We start from the raw sequence: 18,507 nt of genomic DNA, 5'->3' as shown, positions 1-18,507 counted from the left end.
ACTATAGCATTCGGCCCTCAATGGCTGGGGAGACGCGGATCAGGCGGTCTGCAGAGCGGTCTTCTGTTCCCAGGCGAGGGCGTGGCGGACGATCTGGTCGAGGTCGGCGTATTGCGGTTCCCAGGCGAGGGTCTGGCGGATGCGGCGGGCGTCGGCCATCAGGGCGGGCGGGTCGCCTTCGCGGCGCGGGCCGAGCGTGACGTGGAAGTCGACGCCGCTGGCGCGTTTTACGGCGTTGAGGACCTCGAGCACGCTGTAGGCGTGGCCGTAGCCGCAGTTGAGCACCTGCGAGTTGCCGCCACCGTCGAGGTGTTCCAGGGCGCGGACGTGGGCGGCGGCGAGGTCCTCGACGTGGATGTAGTCGCGTTCGCAGGTGCCGTCGCGGGTGGCGTAGTCGGTGCCGAATACGGTGATGCCGTCGCGCTGGCCGGTGGCGGCCTGGCAGGCGACCTTGATCAGGTGGGTGGCGTCCGGGGTGGCCTGGCCCAGCCGGCCTTCGGGGTCGGCGCCGGCGACGTTGAAGTAGCGCAGGCTGACGTAGCGCAGGTCGGAGGCGGCGCCCAGGTCCATGAGCATCCGTTCGGACATCATCTTGGAGGCGCCGTAGGGGTTGATCGGCTGCAGGGGTGCGTCTTCCGCGACCGAGACGGTGTCGGGGATGCCGTAGACGGCGGCGGTGGAGGAGAACACGAAGTAGCGCACGCCGGTGGCGGCGCAGGCCTCCAGCAGGTTGAAGGTGTTGCTGTTGGACATGAACTTGCGCTTGTGGAACCACCCGTTGTCCGCGAGCACGCAGCGATCCTCGAGCTGCTCGAGTCGGACATCCGCGGGCAGCGGCAATGACTCGCCAGGCAACGCCTGGGGTGTCAGGGAGTCGCGTACATGGCCGAGCAGCACCAGTCCGCTGCCTTTGCGCATCGCGATGCGATTGGATACCTGCGGCTGTCCCGACGCATCCGTGCCCCGGAGGGTGGGCTTGACCACGGTGGTGAACGGCTCGTCGACGCGCAGGGCGCCGGCGAACGTGAATTGGTAGTTGCGGAACCGGAGTTGCGAGGTGCTTCCGGCATCGCCCTCGGCGATCCGCATCCGGGTCACCAGGGCCTCTGCCAGACACTCCAGCTGAAAGCCCAGCACGATCGGTCCGCCAAACGGATTGCCGCGGATGCGCGTCCACTTGTCGCCGTCATGGAATGGGTTGAAGTCGTCCGTGGCGTTGCGGGCCACATCGATGTGGATCTGGCGGTAAACGCAGCGAGTATCGGACGATGAGGCCGCCATGGGTGTGCCTTTGTCCGGCTCGGACTTGCCGTGAGGGGAGGGGATGCGGATCGGCCTACTCCTGGTAGCCGGCCAGCAGCGGGCGAATCCGGTCGGCCGGGACCGCGTAACTGATCCCGCTGGGCCGGCTTACTGCGGCCTCGCGCCCGCCCTGGACGAAGACCTGGTTGATTACGCCGACGACTTCGCCACTGTCGATGCGGTAGAGGGGGCTGCCGCTGTTACCGGGGTAGGCGGTGGCATCCAGCTGAAACACCATCGGCGCGCCGGCGCGCAGTTGCCGGATGTGAGCCTCGCTCAGTTCTCTCGAGCGGCGGGCGGTGATCGCCATGGGGGTGCGTGCGGCCACGTTGGCACGATGGGTCGCGGGGTAGATGCCCAGGATCATGCCGATCGGGTAGCCAGTGAAAGCTAGCTGCTCGCCCGCGCGTACGGCGTCCGACGATCCCAGTCGCAAGGGGGGCAGTGGAGGGCCGGCGATCCGCAACAGGGCCAGGTCGTCGTTCGCCGAATGGGCCACAAGCTCCGCGCTGTGGATGGAGGTGTCGCGACCTTCGCCGCTGACTACCACGAGTTGCTCGCGGTTTGCATGATCCAGTGATTCCGGGATCACATGGTGATTCGTAACGATGAGGCGCCCGTCGCCGACCGCAAATCCGGTTGCGAGGTAATTGGCTCGCGGGCTGCGCGACGGCTGGTGGGTCGCGATACTGACTACCGAGGGCTTGATGCGCTCGATCGTGTCCGGCAGCCCGTCGGCGGCAGCCGGGCGCTGGGTAACCAGCAGGGCCAGAAGGCTCGCCGTGGCCAGCACCTTCAGCGTCTTCCTCGCGCGCTGCCAGGTGTCTGCCGAAAAGCCCCGGGAGAAGAGGGCGGATCGCTTGCTCGTCGTGCTGTCCATGGGCCATCCCCGCCAGTCGATGGTTCGAGTCTAGGTCAGGCGGTTCCGGCCGTGGTGGTGATGCGTTAGGCGAAGGGGGTCATGGCCAGTGGGCGCTTTAACGCCGCGTCGACGCCCCGTCAGTTGAAGACGATGGTCTTGTTGCCGTGAGTGAGGACGCGGCCCTCGAGGTGGTAGCGGAGGCCGCGGGCGAGGACCCAGCGTTCGACGTCGCGGCCCTTGCGGATCAGGTCCTGCACGCCGTCGTCGTGGCGGATGCGGGTGACGTCCTGCTCGATGATCGGGCCGGCGTCGAGGTCCTCGGTGACGTAGTGGCAGGTGGCGCCGATCAGCTTCACGCCGCGGGCGAAGGCCTGGTGGTAGGGGCGGGCACCGACGAACGACGGCAGGAAGCTGTGGTGGATGTTGAGGATACGCTCGGGGTATTCGTCGCAGAGCGTGGGCGGCAGGATCTGCATGTAGCGCGCCAGCACGATGGCATCGGGCGCCAGCTCGGCGAGGCGCGCCTGCAGGGTGGCAAAGGCGGCCTCGCGATCTTCGCGCGGCACGGGGATGTGCTCGAACGGGATGCCGTAGCAATCCGCCAGCGGTGCCAGGTCGCGGTGGTTGGAAAGGATCGCCGGGATCTCCATCGGCAGTTCGCCGTTGCTCCAGCGGGCCAGCAAGTCGCTGAGACAGTGCGGTTCGCGCGAGACCATCAGCACCACGCGCGGGCGGGTGTCGGCCCCCGCCAGCCACCAGTCCATGCCAAGATCGCGGGCCAGTTCATCCAGCCGTTCACGCAGGGCGGGCTCGGCGTCCACGGGCAATGAGAACACCCAGCGCATGAAGAACCAGCCGGCCTCGGCATCGGTGTGCTGGGCCGCCTCGGTGATCCAGCCATCGGTATTTGCGATTGCGTTGGCAATACGCGCGACGATTCCGTGCTGATCGGGGCAGCGGATACTCAGCCGAAAACGGGGTCGATCATCCATGTCGTTTAAGTATCCCGAATAAGGTCCAGGGCGGGTTTCACCACGAAGCGCGCAAAGGCGCGGAGAAGGTCATGGACATTTTTACCACAGAGGGCACCGCCCCCACCGAAGCCATCCCGGAAACCGCGCAGCGGTTATCCGGGATCTCCCGGGGTTAGCGATGCGTCGGTGGCAGCCTTGGAAGATCCCGGCTCTCCACTGCGCTACGGCCGGGATGACGAGATTCTGCTACGCATCGGGTCCGGGCGGTGCCAAAGGATCAATGCGATTCGCGGCGCGCCTCAGCATCCTGCCTGCCACAAAGCCATCCCCGGTTATCTCCGTGACCTCTGTGGTTCATTCGCCGCCTCTTCGTGCGCTTCGTGGTGAACAAATCGGCGCAAGGAAGGACGGGGCGGGTCAGGCGGATTCGCGGCGCAGGCCGGTGGGGATGGAGAAGGTGATGGTCTCTTCGCGGCCGGCGAGTTCGGAGACGGCGTCGACGCCGTGTCCGCGCAGGAAGTCGAGCACCTCGTTGACCAGGACCTCCGGGGCCGAGGCGCCGGCGGTGACGCCAATGCGGCTCTTGCCCTCGAGCCAGGCCGGGTCGATGTCGGCTGCGCCGTCCACCAGATAGGACTCCACGCCCATGCGTGCGCCGATCTCGCTCAGGCGGTTGGAGTTCGAGCTGTTCTTCGAGCCGACCACCAGTAGCAGGTCGCATTGCTTCGCCAGGTCCTTCACCGCGTCCTGGCGGTTCTGGGTGGCGTAGCAGATGTCCATCTTGCGCGGGCCCTCGATCTTCGGGAAGCGCGCGGTGAGGGCGTCGATGATCCCGGCGGTGTCGTCCATCGACAGCGTGGTCTGGGACACGAAGGCAAGCCGGTCGGGGTTGGCCACCTCGAGGTTCTCGACGTCCGCGATGGTCTCGACCAGCATCATGCTCCCGCCCCGGGAATCATCGAACTGGCCCAGGGTGCCTTCGACCTCGGGGTGCCCGGCGTGGCCGATCAGCACCACCTCGCGGCCCTCGCGGGCATAGCGCGCTACCTCCAGATGCACCTTGGTGACCAGCGGGCAGGTGGCGTCGAACACCGTCAGGCCGCGTTGTTCGGCCTCCTGCTGCACACGCTTGGGCACGCCGTGGGCGGAGAAGATCACCACCTGGCCGTCGGGGACCTCGTCCAGCTCGTCGACAAAGCGCACGCCGGCATCCGTCAGACGCCCGACCACGTGCCGGTTGTGCACCACTTCATGGCGGACGTACAGCGGCGCGCCGTAGATCTCCAGGGCGCGTTCCACGATCTCGATGGCGCGTTCCACCCCGGCGCAGAAACCACGCGGATTGGCGAGCTGGGCCTGCATGCTCATAGGAGACTCTCCTGCGACCTATTGCGGTTCACTTACCGATAGCACATCCACCTCGAAGGTGAAGTTCTGCCCCGCCAGCGGGTGGTTGAAATCCACCGTCACGGTGTCGTCCTCCACCGCTTCGATGCGGCCGGGTACGGCATCGCCGGCCGGGCTGTTGAACTCGTAGATGTAGTCCACTTCCAGCGGCAGGTCGGCCGGGAACTGCGAGCGCGGCATCTGCTGTACCGCCGCCTGGTCCCGAAACGGGAACATGACGCCGGCCTCGATCGCAAATTCCCGGTGGTCGCCCGCGATAAGACCGACCAGCAGATCCTCCAGCCCGGGCAGGATCTCGCCGGAACCGATCTCCAGGGTGATGGGTTCTTCGCCCGTCCCGTCCACGACAAAGCCGTTTTCCAGGATCAGGCGGTAGTGCATCTCGATGTGCGCGCCCTTGGTGGCCGTGGTCATGTGTGCTCCCGACTAGTCTGTGTTGCCCGAGTGGCTGCGATCGCCCTCGATGAAGGTGGCGACGATCAGCGTGATCGCCCCTACAACAATGGCCATGTCCGCCACGTTGAAGGCCGGCCAGTGATAGCCCGCCCAGTGAAAGTCCAGAAAATCCACCACCGCGCCGTAGCGCACGCGGTCGATCAGGTTGCCGATGGCGCCGCCCAGCACCAGGCCCAGGGCGGTCACCGACCACCAGGCCTGGCGTGGCAGGCGGGCCAGCCAGACGAGGATCAGAAGCCCGATCACCACGGCAATGCCGGTCAGCAGCCAGCGGCCCCAGTCCCCGGCCCCGGCCAGAAAGCTGAAGGCCGCACCCGGGTTGTACACCAGCGACAGGTTGAAGAAGCTCGTGACCTCGACCGGCGCGAACAGCGTCAGCGCATGCTCCGCCCAGACCTTGGTGACCTGGTCGGCCAGCACGATGGCCACCGCGATCAGCAGCCCCGGGCCGAGGCCGGACCCCCGCAAGCCCATCAAGCGAAACGCCGGGTCTCGCCCGGGCCGTCCACGTTACTGACGCAGCGCCCGCACAGTTCCGGATGCTGGGTGTGTTGACCGACGTCCGGGCGGCGGTGCCAGCAGCGGGCGCACTTGGGCTGTTCGCTCTTGTGCACCGCCACGCCCAGCGGCGTCCCGTCGCCGAGTTCCGCGGCATGCGCCGCTTCCGGTGCGGCGCCTTCGGCGAGGCGGGCCTCGGAGGTGATCAGCACGAAGCGCAATTCGTCTCCGAGGCGTTCCAGCAGGCGGCGGGCACTCGAGTCGGCCGGCAGGTGCAGGTCGATCTCGGCATTCAGCGAGGCGCCGATGCCCTGCTCGTTGCGCGCCAGTTCCAGGGCGCGGGCGACATGGGTGCGCACCTCCAGGATGCGGTCCCAGTCGCCATCGGAGAACGTGGCGTCTTCCGGCAGGGGCGCCAGCCCCTCGTACCAGGTGGCGAACAGCACGCTGTCCGGACGCTCGCCGGGCAGCAGTTCCCAGATCTCCTCGGCGGTGAAGGTCAGGATCGGGGCCACCCAGCGGGTCAGGGCCTCGGCCACGTGATATAGCGCGGTCTGTGCCGAGCGGCGGGCGTGCGAGTCTGCCTGGGTGGTGTACTGGCGATCCTTGATCACGTCCAGGTAGAAACTGCCCAGCTCCACCGAGCAGAAGTTGTGTACCCGCTGGTAGATCTGGTGGAACTGGTAGCCGTCGTAGGCCTGCGTGACCTGGCCCTGCACCTGCAGTGCGCGGGCGACGATCCAGCGGTCCAGTGGCAGTAGATCCTCCAGTGGCAGGGCATGCTCGGCCGGCTCGAAGCCGTTCAGGTTGCCCAGCAGGAAGCGCGTCGTGTTGCGGATGCGGCGATAGGCATCGGCGGTGCGGTCGAGGATGTCCTTGGAGATCGCCATCTCGCCGGAGAAGTCGGTCGCCGCGACCCACAGGCGCAGGATGTCCGCCCCCAGGGTGGAGACCACCTCTTGTGGCGCGACCACGTTGCCGCGCGACTTGGACATCTTCTCGCCCTTCTCGTCCACCGTGAAGCCGTGGGTCAGCACCGCCTTGTAGGGCGCCTCGCCGCGCATGGCAACGCTGGTCAGCAGGCTGGACTGGAACCAGCCGCGGTGCTGGTCCGAGCCCTCCAGGAACAGGTCCACCGGCAGATCGCCCAGTTCCGGGCGTTTCTCCACGACCGTGGAGTGCAGCACGCCGGAGTCGAACCAGACGTCCAGCGTGTCGTTGAGCTTCACGTAGTCGTCGGCCTTCTCGCCCAGCAATTCCTGCGGATCCAGCTGGAACCAGGCCTCGATACCGTCGCGCTCGATGCGCTGTGCGATGGTCTCGATCAGCTCTGCGGTATGCGGATGCAGGCGGTTGGTTTCCTTGTGCACGAAGAACGGGATCGGCACACCCCAGTTGCGCTGGCGCGAGATGCACCAGTCCGGGCGGTTGACCACCATCCCGTGGATCCGGGCCTGGCCCCAGCTCGGCATCCACTCCGTGTCGGCGATGGCCTTCAGGGCATCGGCGCGCAGCTCGGCGCGGTCCATGCTGATGAACCACTGCGGCGTCGCGCGGAAGATGATCGGGGTCTTGTGGCGCCAGCAATGCGGATAGCTGTGCTCGAACTTTACCGCCACGATCAGCGCGGCGTGCTCCTTCAGCACGTCGATCACGTGGCCGTTGGCCTGGTGCACGTTCTCGCCGGCGAAGTGCGGGGTGTCGGGCAGGAAGCGGCCATCCGGGCCCACCGGGTTTTCCACCGGCAGGCTGTACTGCAGCCCGACCGCGTAGTCCTCCTGGCCGTGGCCGGGGGCGGTATGCACCGCGCCGGTACCGGTCTCGGTGGTCACGTGATCGCCGAGGATCAGCGGCACGTCGCGCTCCAGGAACGGGTGGCGCAGCATCAGGCCTTCCAGTGCCTGACCCTTGGTGCGTGCCACGATGTGGCCTTCGCCCAGGGAGTAGCGCGCCAGGCAGTCCTCGACCAGGTCCTCCGCCAGCAGGATGCGTTCGTGTTCCAGCTCCACCAGGGCGTAGTTCAGTTCCGGGTGCAGGGCGACCGCCTGGTTGGCCGGCAGGGTCCATGGGGTGGTGGTCCAGATCACCACGCTGATTGGGCCGCGCGAGCCGTCGATGCCGTCGAAGCGGCGCAGGAAGTCGATGTCGTCGACCACGCGGAAGCGCACGTCGATCGCCTGCGAGAACTTGTCCTCGTACTCGACCTCGGCCTCGGCCAGGGCCGAGCCGCAGTCCACGCACCAGTGCACCGGCTTCTCGCCCATCTGCACGTGGCCACGCTTGAAGATGGTGCCCAGCGCGCGGACGGTGTCCGCCTCCACCTGGTAGTTCATGGTCAGGTAGGGGTTGTCCCAGTCACCCAGTACGCCCAGACGCTGGAAGTCCGCGCTCTGGCCGTCCACCTGCTCCTGGGCGTATTCGCGACAGGCCTTGCGGAAGGTCGCGGCGTCCACGTCGCGCCCGGCCTTGCCCAGCTTCTGTTCCACCTTCAGCTCGATCGGCAGGCCGTGGCAGTCCCAGCCCGGCACGTAGGGCGCGTCGAAGCCGGCCAGCGTGCGGCTCTTCACGATCACGTCCTTGAGGATCTTGTTGACCGCGTGGCCGACGTGGATCGAGCCGTTCGCATACGGAGGGCCGTCGGCCAGCACGAAGCGCGGCCGCCCGGCACAGTATTCGCGCAGGCGCTGGTAGCGGTCCTCGGCCTTCCAGGCCTCCAGCCACTCCGGCTCCCGCGTCGCCAGGCCGGCGCGCATGGGGAAGGCCGTCTCGGGCAGGTTGAGGGTGTCCTTGTAGGGGTTCGGCGGTGCCGGTTTGCGTGCCATTAGCGAGTTCCGGATCGGCCCTGCGGGCCGGTTTTCAGTCGTGTGCGGAGAGTTGCGTGCGGGCGGTTTCGACGTCACGCGCGATCTGCGCGCGCAGCGCCTCCAGGCCCTCGAAGCGTTGCTCGCCGCGCACCTGCGCGACGGGTTCAAAACAGACGGCCTCGCCGTACAGGTCGGGCTGGCCCTCGAGTACGTGGGCCTCCAGACGCTGTTCGGTGCCACCCACCGTCGGACGCCAGCCGATGTTGGCGACGGCGGGCAGGGCCTCGCCGGAGGCCCGGCGCAGCCAGCCGGAGTACACCCCGCGCAGTGCCAGCGGCCATGGCCCCAGGCGCAGGTTCGCGGTGGGAAAGCCGATGGTGCGCCCGCGCTTGTCGCCGTGTGCAACCCGGCCGTGCAGCCGGTAGGGCCGCCCCAGGAGCTCAGCCACGCGGGCGAAGTCGCCGGCGACGGCGGCGGCACGCACCCGCGTGCTGCTGATGCGCCCCTCGGCGTCACGCACCGTCGGGGTGGATTCGACGGTGAAGCCAAGACGTTTGCCGGCCGTCTGTAGGGCCGACTGATCGCCCTCGCGTCCGCGTCCGAAACGGAAGTCGTCGCCCACCAGCACATGGCGGGCGCCCAGACGGCGATGCAGGACCTCCTCCATGAAGGCCGTGGCCGAAAGCCCCGCCAGCTGCGCGTCGAAACGCAGGACCCAGGCTGCGCCGAGGGCGCTGTCGCCCAGCGTCACCAGGCGATCGCGCAGCCGCTGCAGGCGGCCGGGTGGCGCGGGGGCCTGGGAGCGTGCGGCGAAGTACTCGCGTGGCAACGGCTCGAAGGTCATCAGGAGCGCCGGCGCCTGGCGATCCTGCGCCGCCTCGAGTAGCCGTCCCAGAACAGCCTGATGACCACGATGCAGACCATCAAAGTTGCCAATGGTCACCACCGCGCCATGCATGCCGGCTGCCTCGAACGCCTTGCTGTCGGCCGGCCCCAGGCCGCGAATCAGCCGCATCGCCCCGATCCCGCGCAAAACCGAAAGTATAACCCGCCGGGGCCTTCCCCGGCATCATTGATCGGTGCCTTCGCGCAGCAGCAAGTGGTGCGGGCGCACACCGGTCAGCCACAACGTGGCGGCGAGTGTGGCGGTGCCGGCCAGGATCAGGCCGGTGAGCGCCAGCAGGCGGGTGTCGACGGGCCACTCGGTCCACTGGCCGAACTCCGGCGAGAGCCAGATCAGCACCCCGATCATCGCGGCGAGCCCCAGGGGCAGCCCCAGGCGTAATGAGCGCAAACCCGGTCCTGGCTGGTAGATGCCCTCGCGGATCAGCCCGCGGTACAGCAACCCGGCGTTGATATAGGCCGAGGCCGAGGTGGCCAGCGCCAGTCCGGCGTGCGCTCCGGGCGTGCCGGAAAGGTACCACGGCAGCACAAAGGCGCCGTTCAGCGCCATGTTCCAGAGCATGGCGATGATCGCGATCTTCACCGGGGTCTTGGTGTCCTGGCGAGCGAAGAAGCCAGGCGCCAGCACCTTGATCAGGATGAAACCGGGCAGGCCCAGGGCATAGGCCGCCAGGGCCATCGCGGTCATGTAGGTATCGAACTGGGTGAAGGCCTGATACTGGATCAGCGTGGCCAGGATCGGCACTGCGAGCACGACCAGGCCGACCATCGACGGCAGCGCGACCAGCATCGCCAGGCGCAGGGCCCAGTCCAGGGTGCGACCGAAGGCGGCCGGGTCGGCCAGGTTGTACTGCCGCGCCAGGCGCGGAAGGATCACCGTGCCGATCGCGATCCCGAACAGGGCCAGCGGCAGCTCCACGAAGCGGTCGCCGAAGTACAGCCAGGAGATCGATCCGGCCACCAGGAACGACGCGATCAGGGTGTCCACCAGCAGGTTGATCTGTACCACCGAGGTCCCGAGGATCGCCGGCAGCATCAGCTTCACGATCCGGCGCACCCCCTCGTGGGCGCGTCCAAAGCGCGGACGTGGCAGTAGCCCCGCGCGCCACAGAAAGGGAATCTGGAAGGCCAGTTGCAGGGCCCCGGCGATAAACACCCCCCAGGCCAGGGCCACCACCGGCTCGTCGAACATCGGCGCCAGCCACAGCGCGGCGACGATCATCGACAGGTTCAGGAAGACCGGGGTGAAGGCCGGCACCGCAAAGCGCCCGATGCTGTTGAGAATGCCGGCCGCCATCGCGGTCAGCGAGATGAACAGCAGATAAGGGAAGGTGATCCGCAGCATGGCTGCGGCGAGGTCCTGGCGCCCGGCCTCCTGGGTGCCCAGCCCCGGGGCGAACACCCAGATCAGTGCCGGCGCCGCCAGGATCCCGATCAGGGTCACGACGGTGACCACCGTCATCAGGGTGCCGGCGGTGTGATCCAGCAAATCACGCAGGGCCTCGCGCCCGCGCTTCTCGCGGAACTCCGCGAACACCGGAACGAAGGCCTGGTTGAAGGCGCCCTCGGCGAACAGTCGGCGCAGAAAATTCGGGATGCGGAAGGCGACGAAAAAGGCGTCGGTGGCCGGTCCGGCGCCGAAGGTGACCGCCAGCACCATGTCGCGCAGATAGCCCATGACCCGGGAGATCATGGTCATGCCACTGACGACGGCGGTGGAGCGAAACAGGCGGTTCATCGCGTGCGGGAGCAGCCTTCGGGAAAGCCCCGCAGTGTACTTGAATCATTCTCGATGAACTTCTGCATTCACCACGAAGCGCACGCTCAAGAGCGATTGCACCACAGAGGTCGCAGAGGACGCAGGGGTTAGGGAGGGCGTTGGGTGGTGGGTAGGATGCTGATGAGCGTAGCGAATCGCATCGATCCGGGGACGGCCCGACCCCGATGCGTTTCACTGCGTTCAACGCATCCTACCCGTTACTTCCAAGTCAAGAGCGATCGCACACAGAGGGCACAGAGGGCACAGAGGGGATAGGGGGTCGTTTGGTAGTGAATGCAGAACGCCGGACACGAAAAAGGCCGCCCGGAGGCGGCCTTTTCGGACGGTCCAACGAAGGCGCCGTCAGCCTTGGGAGTGGCGCCTTAGATGGCGGTCACTTCGCCGGCGGCCAGGCCCTTGGCGGTTTCCTGGATTTCAAAGGAGACCTTCTGGCCTTCGGCCAGGGTCTTGAAACCCGAACCGCTGATCGCGGAAAAATGGACGAACACGTCCTTGCCGCCATCATCGGGGGTGATGAAACCAAAACCCTTGCTCTCGTTGAACCACTTCACAACACCAGTATTCACAACTTGTAACCTCTTCATGTAACTAACAAATGTGTTCGCGGCATGCTGCCAACAGATCAACGGGAGCACTGGTTCAGAAACTAGAAACTTCCTAGTGTTGTCGCTCAACCACGAATCACGCTCCCGACTATACGCGCCATCCCAGGCAAAATCCAACGCACCTTCATGAACCTTTTTTGGCGCTGCGAAGCCGATTTTCCGGGTTGGGTCGTGGTCCGCGCCCCAACCGCCCGAAGCCGCGAAGAAGGGCAGCGTCAAGAGCGTTTCCACCGCAGTTTTCTGCGTGCGAAACCGAAACGGACGTCAGAGTTGGCGGATGTCGACGAAGCTGCCGCGGGTCGTGTGGCGCAGGCGCGGCAGGGCATCCAGGATGGCGCGCGCGGCGTTTTCCGGGTCGGGCATGTCCGGGGTGCCGCGCGCCGCCTTCAGGCGCTGGAGCACCGGGAAGCTCTCGCGGTCGGCCTCGTCGCACAGGTAGTCCTGCATCGCGGTGTCGACCAGGCCCGGGGCGAAGGCGTTGATGGCGGTCTCTTCGGGGAACTCGTGCGCGTAGAGCTGCATCATCATGTTCAGCGCGGCCTTGGACAGCGAATAGCCGCTCCAGCCGGCATGCCCGGAGACCGACGCGCCGGAGGAGATCGCGATGATCTGGCCGACGGCCACGCGCTGCTTCAGCAGCGCGTCGAGGATGACCTTGTTGGCGAAGGTGTTCACGTCCATCAGCAGGCGCAACTCGTCCATCGGCGCGTCCTGCATGCGCTGCATGTGGCCCAGTAGCCCGGCGTTTAGCACCACCAGATCAACGCGGTCCACGCCGCCCAGCAGCCGCTCCATTGCGGCCCCGGTGGCGTTGAAATCGCCCAGATCCACTTTTTCGTCGCCGCTCACCCCGGCCTCGGGGCAGCCGCGCCGGCTCATGCCGTAGACCTTCGCGCCGCGTTCCAGCAGCGCCCGGGTGAGGCCCAGGCCCAGACCGCTGGAGTTACCGGTGACGAGTGCCGAACCGAAACTGCCGTCCTGCATGCTCTTTCTCCTTGGTTTTGCCGATGGAGGGATTGTCTATCACGAAGCCCACGAAGACACGCAGAAGGGTCAGGTGAAAAGCGTTTTCACCATAGAGGGCACAGAGGACACCACAAGGCCTTCAGGCGGATTCGCGGCGTGCAGCGGTCGGATGCGTTGAGCTATGCGAAACGCATCGGGGGCGGGTTGCCCCGTGGGATCGATGCGATTCGCTGCGTTCATCAGCATCCTGCTCGCTTCAAGGCCATCCTCGGTTCTATCCGTGTGCTCGGTGGTGAGCAAAACGGCCCTTACCCCGGCGTGCGCGCGCGGTTCTGCCATTCGCGTTCGAGCTGGGTGGCGGGCATCGGGCGGCCGAGGAGGAAGCCCTGGACCTCGTCACAGCCCATTTCGCGCAGGAAGGCGTGCTGCTGTTCGGTCTCCACGCCCTCGGCCAGGACCCGCAACTTCAGGGTCTTGGCCAGGCCGATGATCGCGCGCGTGATCGCCTCGTCGTCCGGGTCGTTGCCGATACCCCAGGTGAATTCACGGTCGATCTTCAGCGTGGTCAGCGGCAGCCGCCGCAGGTAGCGCAGGGACGACTGCCCGGTGCCGAAGTCGTCGATCGCCACCGAGACGCCCAGGTGCACCAGACGCTGGAGCATCGCGGCCGCCGCGTCGATATCCTCGACCAGTACGCTTTCGGTGATCTCCACCTCCAGGCGCTCGGGGGCGAGCCCGGCCGCCTGCAGGGTTTCCAGGATGCGCTCGGGCAGTTCGGGGTCGGCGAACTGCCGGGCGGACAGGTTGATGGCCAGGCGCAGCGGTGGCAGGCCCAGGCGATCCCATTCCGCCAGTTGCCGGGTGGCGGTGCGCAGGACCCAGTCGCCGATGGGCACGATCAGCCCGGTCTTCTCCGCCAGCGGGATGAAGTCGCCCGGCGATACCATGCCGCGCTCGGGGTGATGCCAGCGGATCAGGGCCTCGACGCCGACAGTGTCGCCGCGATTGAGCCCGGTCTGCGGCTGATAGTGGAGCTCGAATTCTTGCTGGCGGATCGCGGCGCGTAGCGCTTGCTCCAGCTCCAGTTGTTCGCGCGCCAGGCTGTTCAGCTCCTGGGTATAGAAGCGGTAGGTGTGGCCCCCGAGGTTCTTGGCCTCGTGCAGGGCGCCGGTGGCATGCCGCAACAGGTCGTCCTTGCCATGGGCATCCTGAGGAAACAGGCTGACGCCGATACTGCTGGTGGCTACATGCTGGCCGCCGCTCACGGCAAACGGTTCCGAACAGTGTTGCAGGATGGCGTTGGCGCGTTCTTTCGCCTGCTCGAGATTGTCGATTTCCGTAAGGACCACGGCGAACTCGTCGGCGGCCAGGCGGGCCAGGGTGTCGCGCGGGCGCAGCAGGTTTTGCAGCCGCTGGGCGAAGGCGCGCAGCAGCGCATCCCCGGCGTCGTGTCCCAGGGTGCTGTTGATCGAGGTGAACCGGTCGATGTCGAGCAGCAGCACCGCCAGCGATTCACCCTGCCGTTCGGCGTCTTCCAGGGCCGCCCGCAGACGGGTGCGCAAACCCGTGCGGTTGGGCAGGCCGGTGAGGGCGTCGAAGTTGACCAGCTTGAACAGCGCCTGTTCGGTCTTCTCGCGGTCGGTCAGGTCCTGGTGGATCCCGAGGATGCGGCCGGGGGTGTCTCCGGCGCGTTCACCCTCGGCCAGCATGTAGCGTTCTTCGCCGTTCGGCAGTAGCAGGCGGTGACGGATGGAGAACCGCGGGGTTTCGCCGTTGGCCAGACGCAGGAGGGCGAAGGCCAGGGCTGCGCGGTCATCCGGGTGGGTCGCTTCGATCAGCGCCTCGCGGGTCATGGAGCGGGGGCGGTCGTCATGCCCGAACAGCACACTGGCTTCCGGAGAAAGCTGGATTTCGTCGGTCACCAAGTCCAGATCCCAATGCCCAATACGGGCCACGCGCTGGGCGGCCAGCAGGCGTCGGTGACTATCCTGCAGGGCCTGCTCGGCGCGCATGCGTTCTTGCACCTGGCGGGTCAGCAGGTCGATGGCCTCGCGCAGGTGTTCGACCTGTTCCGGCGTGTCGTAGGGCTGGTCCGTGTGCGGCTCGCGCAGCACCACGAATTGCACGCTTTCATGCGGGTGCTGGCAGCTTCCGATGTCCAGCAGGGCGGACCGCGTCTGTCCATCCTCGCAGAGGATCTCCACCGGGTCGCGGCGGGGGATCAGGCCATCGGCCAGGGTCGATTCGCGTAGCTGTTCAATCAGATCGAAGGCCGAGTCGTGGGGGGTGATCCGGGTGGTCAGATCGCATCCGTCCAGGCTGCAGGCGGTAGCACCGAAAAGGCGCTCCGCCGCGGGGTTTGCGTAACGCACGTGGCCATCCGTTGCCACGAAAAGGACCGCCTCGCCCAGGGCGTTGACCAAATTGATCGGTGCCGGACTGCGCACGGACTCCAGGGCGTAGGTCATGCGGATGCCCTCTTCTTGTCCGTCACGCCCGGGGCGACATCCCAGCGGTAATCCGCCTCCACCAGGTTGCCACTGCCGTGGTAGCGAACGTCTTCACAGAGCTGGCGTACGAGGGTCAGCCCGCGGCCCCACAGCCGCTTGTCTCCCCGGCCTTCCAGTGTTTCCTGGAGATGCTGGTGGTCAAAGCCCGGCCCGCTGTCGCGGACCCGAATGCGGATGCAGTGCTGGGTGGCCATCGGTCGGTAGCGCAGGGATACGCCGATCCGGCCGCGAATGTCGCGCAGCCCCTCGGCTCGCTGCTGGTAGTACTGCTCGAAGCCTTCCACCGTGGCCTTCATGTCGGAGTCCAGGCGCAGAACGCCGTGTTCGAAGGCGTTGTTGCAAAGCTCGGCGATCACTGTTTGCAGTGCCTCGGCGTGCCCGCCCCCCAGGTTGGGCAGCCATTCGAGTAGCTGGGTGCGGGCCGCGCCGACCAGATCGACTTCCGCCAGGCGCTGGTCGCTGGCATCCAGCGACCAGCGCAGGGTGCCCCGCAGCTGGCGGCCTTGCGGGCGGCCACTCTCGGTCACCACGGTGGGGGTGCAGTCAATGGTCACCAGGGTCATGTCATCGGCGGGTGTCTGGTCCCCGCAGTGGGTGTCCAGGGCCTCGCGGATGTGCTCGAAGGCGTCGGCAGCGGAATGGCTGGCGCGGCATTGGCGAAAGACGGTGTCTTCGCCGAAGGCGACCCCGGCAACATCGGTTGCCTCCAGCACCCCGTCGCTGACCAGGGTGAGCCAGTCGCCCTCGTCGAGATCGAAGGAACGGGCGCCGGTATCGTGGTCGAGCCGGTCGAGGATACCCAGCGGCATGGCCTGCGACTGGATGCGTCGCACGCGGTCCTGGTGCGTGTTGCACAGCCAGGCGTCGGGCATGCCGCCGTTCCACAGGCGAACGCGGTGCCCGTCGGGGGAGAATGTGGCGAGAACCGCCCCCATGAACATCGCCGCGGGCAGGAAGTCGTGCAGGACGTGGTTCAGTTCGTGCAACAACTCCTGGTCGTCCACGCCCTCCTGGGTCAGGGTGTGGAAGGTCTCGCTGACCGGATAGGTGCCGATGGCGGCGGTCAGGCCGTGGCCGGTGAAGTCTCCTACAAGCACGCGCAGGGCCCCGTCGGGGGTGTAATCGGAGAGCACCACGTCGCCGCTGAAGGTGGAAGCGGCGCAGCGGTGGAGCCACAACCGATCCAGGCCGCGATTGCGGCGGGTGATGGCGCGCGAGAACAGGCCCTCGGCGGTTTCTTCCTCCCAGGCCTGACGCGCCTGGGCCCGCAGCAGGGCCTCGTTGCGGCTTTGCAGCCCCGTGTGCAGATCGCGCAGGCGCTCCATCGCATGGATCTTGGCCTTGAGGATCGCCAGATTCAGCGGCTTGTTGAGGAAGTCGTCGCCGCCCGACTCGATACCGCGCAGCAGGGCGTTCTCGTCATCCAGGGCAGTCAGGAAGATCACCGGCACGAAGTGATCTCCCATCTCGGTCTTGATGATGGACGTGGCCTGGTAGCCGTCCATCTCCGGCATCATTACGTCCATCAGGACCAGGTCCGGTACCTGCTCGCGGCAGGCCTCGACCGCGGCAAGGCCGTTGTTGGCCTCGCGGATTCGGTAGCCGGCCCCCATCAGCATCATGCGCAGGAGGCGGCGGTTGTGGGGGTCGTCGTCCGCGACTAGCACCAAGCCCTGGCCGGAGATCAGTTCATCCGGAGGGGGCGGGTAGGTGGCTGAGGTATCGGTCGGCTGGTTCACGATGCCGCGTTACTGGATGCGGAACAGGCGGCCGAAATTGGCGATATCCAGGACCTTGCGCACACCCTCGGAGGCGCCGGCGATGGTGACATCGGAAAATTCACCCCCAGCGTGCTCGCGCAGCAGGAGCAGCATGCCCAGCGCCGAGCTGTCCATGTACTCGGTCTGCGAGAGGTCCACGGTGTAGCGCACGCCGGTCCCGGCGGTTGCGCGGTAAGCGGCGCGGAAGTCCTGGTGCTGTTCGAAGTCGAACCGACCCTTGATCCGAATGCGGACATCCTTGCCATCGTCGGAGGCGTGTTGCTCGATGCTCATGTGTGGTTCCTGGCGTTCTGGCGGGCTTGCTGCCCGGTAATGGAAACACTGACGCACCCCTTTCTGGTGGCCTCAGCGTATGGTGCACGGCAAGCGGGATCTGCGCCCCGCCGAAAAATGACCAACAGGCGTTTCGTAACAAGGCAGCCGTCAGGGGAGAGTAGGACGGCAAAAGCTCAGAACAATTCCACCTCGCCCGTGCCCATGTTTTGCTGGTCCACCGCGCGGTGGTAGTTCTCCTGGCGCCGGTCGCGCCACTCGCGCACGCGCTGCGCCATGGCCCGGGCGTCTTCGGTCGAGCGGGCCTCGTGCAGGATACCCTGCAGTTCCTGCAGGTGGGTAACCGCCTCTTCGGCGGTGCCCAGCGACTGTCGGGCGATGTCCTCGAACTGCAGTGAGCGCACGGCGAGGGCGACGGCCTGGTTCATGCGTTCGCTCAACTCGGCCTCCTCGCGGATGCGCTCGTCCAGTTCGTCGGTGGCGCGCCGGGCGTATTCGAACAGGTGGGTAATGCGCTCCTTTTCACCCATGCTTTCGCTCATGTCGCGCGACGCCATGTCGTGCACCGTGCCATGCACCTTGCTGATCGACTCGCGGGCCTGGTCGATCTGCTTGCGGATGTCGTCGTGGAAGGTTGCCGAACGCTGCGACAGCGAGCGCACCTCGTCGGCCACCACCGAGAAGCCGCGCCCGGCCTCGCCGGCGCGGGCCGCCTCGATGCTGGCGTTCAGCGCCAGCAGGTTGGTCTGCCCGGCGATCGCGCCGGCACTGTCCAGCAGCTTGAACACCCCGTCCATGTGCTGGCTCATGTCTTCCATGTGGTGGGCGCTCTCGACACTCTGGCGACTGATCTGGACCAGGGTGTCGATGAACATCTGCAGGGTCTGGTCGGACTTGCGGGTCAGCTCAGTGATGACTTCGGCATGGGTCATGCCCTCGTCGTCGCCGTCCTCGGTGACATCGCTGGTCATCAGTTCCATCTGGCGTCCGGCGATCTCGTGCATCTCGTTGAAGCTCGTGCCCAGTTCCTTCACCGCCTCGGCGATCAGCCCGCGCTGGCGGCCGATCTCGGCCGACAGCTGCCCCAGTTCGAAGTCCATTGCCTGATCCAGCTCGTCGGAGAGTTCGCTCCCGCCGGTGGGCTGGCCCGGGGATGCGCGCTCATCGGACACGGTGTCAGCGGTTGTCGGCCCGCGCTGCTGGATGCCCAGGGCCAGCAGCGCTGCCAGCCCGGCCAGGATCGCGGCGGCCAGTGCCTGCCACCAGCCGGCGGAGAAGCCGGCGATGATGGCCGCGAGCAGGAGCAGGGCGGTCAGTACCAGCGCCAGGGCTTTCTGGGCCGAATCACGGGTGAGCCATTGCATGCGGTCGTCCATTCACATTGCT

Annotated in this window: 15 protein-coding genes; all 15 read right to left on the bottom strand. The window is 66.8% G+C overall.

Annotated elements, in window-relative coordinates:
* Nucleotides 1-39 precede the first annotated feature (39 nt).
* Entirely contained in the window at nucleotides 40-1,281 is a 1,242-nt protein-coding gene (galE, locus tag F618_RS16370; RefSeq protein WP_019563027.1) for a UDP-glucose 4-epimerase GalE, read from the bottom strand.
* A gap of 55 nt (nucleotides 1,282-1,336) precedes the next feature.
* Nucleotides 1,337-2,182 carry a S1C family serine protease gene (locus tag F618_RS0111240; protein WP_019568593.1) on the bottom strand — a complete coding sequence of 282 codons (846 nt, stop codon included), beginning with the start codon at nucleotides 2,180-2,182 and terminating at the stop codon, nucleotides 1,337-1,339.
* Between the two features lie 119 nt (nucleotides 2,183-2,301).
* On the bottom strand, nucleotides 2,302-3,156 hold the full coding sequence (gene purU, locus F618_RS0111235) for a formyltetrahydrofolate deformylase (protein ID WP_019563025.1): 855 nt from the start codon (nucleotides 3,154-3,156) through the stop codon (nucleotides 2,302-2,304).
* A gap of 399 nt (nucleotides 3,157-3,555) precedes the next feature.
* Nucleotides 3,556-4,506, bottom strand: coding sequence for a 4-hydroxy-3-methylbut-2-enyl diphosphate reductase (ispH, locus tag F618_RS0111230; RefSeq protein ID WP_018175583.1), 951 nt, complete (start codon nucleotides 4,504-4,506; stop codon nucleotides 3,556-3,558).
* 18 nt (nucleotides 4,507-4,524) lie between these two features.
* Nucleotides 4,525-4,959, bottom strand: coding sequence for a peptidylprolyl isomerase (locus tag F618_RS0111225; protein WP_018169270.1), 435 nt, complete (start codon nucleotides 4,957-4,959; stop codon nucleotides 4,525-4,527).
* A gap of 12 nt (nucleotides 4,960-4,971) precedes the next feature.
* Nucleotides 4,972-5,475 (bottom strand): signal peptidase II, encoded by a 504-nt coding sequence (gene lspA / locus F618_RS0111220; protein WP_018169269.1) that lies wholly within the window; start codon nucleotides 5,473-5,475, stop codon nucleotides 4,972-4,974.
* On the bottom strand, nucleotides 5,475-8,321 hold the full coding sequence (ileS, locus tag F618_RS0111215; RefSeq protein WP_019568592.1) for an isoleucine--tRNA ligase: 2,847 nt from the start codon (nucleotides 8,319-8,321) through the stop codon (nucleotides 5,475-5,477). Before ileS ends, lspA begins: the two co-directional genes overlap by 1 nt.
* Nucleotides 8,322-8,355: 34 nt before the next feature.
* The gene (ribF, locus tag F618_RS0111210) at nucleotides 8,356-9,318 is read right to left on the bottom strand and encodes a bifunctional riboflavin kinase/FAD synthetase (RefSeq protein WP_018650622.1); all 963 of its coding nucleotides are present in this window, start codon (nucleotides 9,316-9,318) and stop codon (nucleotides 8,356-8,358) included.
* A 54-nt stretch (nucleotides 9,319-9,372) separates the two neighbouring features.
* Nucleotides 9,373-10,944 carry a murein biosynthesis integral membrane protein MurJ gene (murJ, locus tag F618_RS0111205; RefSeq protein WP_019568591.1) on the bottom strand — a complete coding sequence of 524 codons (1,572 nt, stop codon included), beginning with the start codon at nucleotides 10,942-10,944 and terminating at the stop codon, nucleotides 9,373-9,375.
* 404 nt (nucleotides 10,945-11,348) lie between these two features.
* Complete coding sequence (locus F618_RS0111200) at nucleotides 11,349-11,570, bottom strand: cold-shock protein (protein ID WP_196799411.1); 222 nt, start codon at nucleotides 11,568-11,570, stop codon at nucleotides 11,349-11,351.
* Nucleotides 11,571-11,855: 285 nt separating this feature from the next.
* Complete coding sequence (locus F618_RS0111195; protein ID WP_018650621.1) at nucleotides 11,856-12,575, bottom strand: SDR family NAD(P)-dependent oxidoreductase; 720 nt, start codon at nucleotides 12,573-12,575, stop codon at nucleotides 11,856-11,858.
* Between the two features lie 290 nt (nucleotides 12,576-12,865).
* The gene (locus F618_RS0111185) at nucleotides 12,866-15,025 is read right to left on the bottom strand and encodes a bifunctional diguanylate cyclase/phosphodiesterase (protein WP_019563020.1); all 2,160 of its coding nucleotides are present in this window, start codon (nucleotides 15,023-15,025) and stop codon (nucleotides 12,866-12,868) included.
* Entirely contained in the window at nucleotides 15,022-16,806 is a 1,785-nt protein-coding gene (locus F618_RS0111180) for a SpoIIE family protein phosphatase (RefSeq protein WP_019563019.1), read from the bottom strand. Before F618_RS0111180 ends, F618_RS0111185 begins: the two co-directional genes overlap by 4 nt.
* 9 nt (nucleotides 16,807-16,815) lie before the next feature.
* Nucleotides 16,816-17,121, bottom strand: coding sequence for an STAS domain-containing protein (locus F618_RS0111175; protein WP_019563018.1), 306 nt, complete (start codon nucleotides 17,119-17,121; stop codon nucleotides 16,816-16,818).
* 176 nt (nucleotides 17,122-17,297) lie between these two features.
* Complete coding sequence (locus tag F618_RS0111170; RefSeq protein ID WP_019568590.1) at nucleotides 17,298-18,497, bottom strand: methyl-accepting chemotaxis protein; 1,200 nt, start codon at nucleotides 18,495-18,497, stop codon at nucleotides 17,298-17,300.
* Between the last annotated feature and the right edge of the window lie 10 nt (nucleotides 18,498-18,507).

This window comes from Thioalkalivibrio sp. ALMg13-2, from assembly GCF_000381185.1.
Taxonomy (GTDB): domain Bacteria; phylum Pseudomonadota; class Gammaproteobacteria; order Ectothiorhodospirales; family Ectothiorhodospiraceae; genus Thioalkalivibrio; species Thioalkalivibrio versutus.
This window is presented reverse-complemented; position numbering and strand designations above follow the sequence as displayed.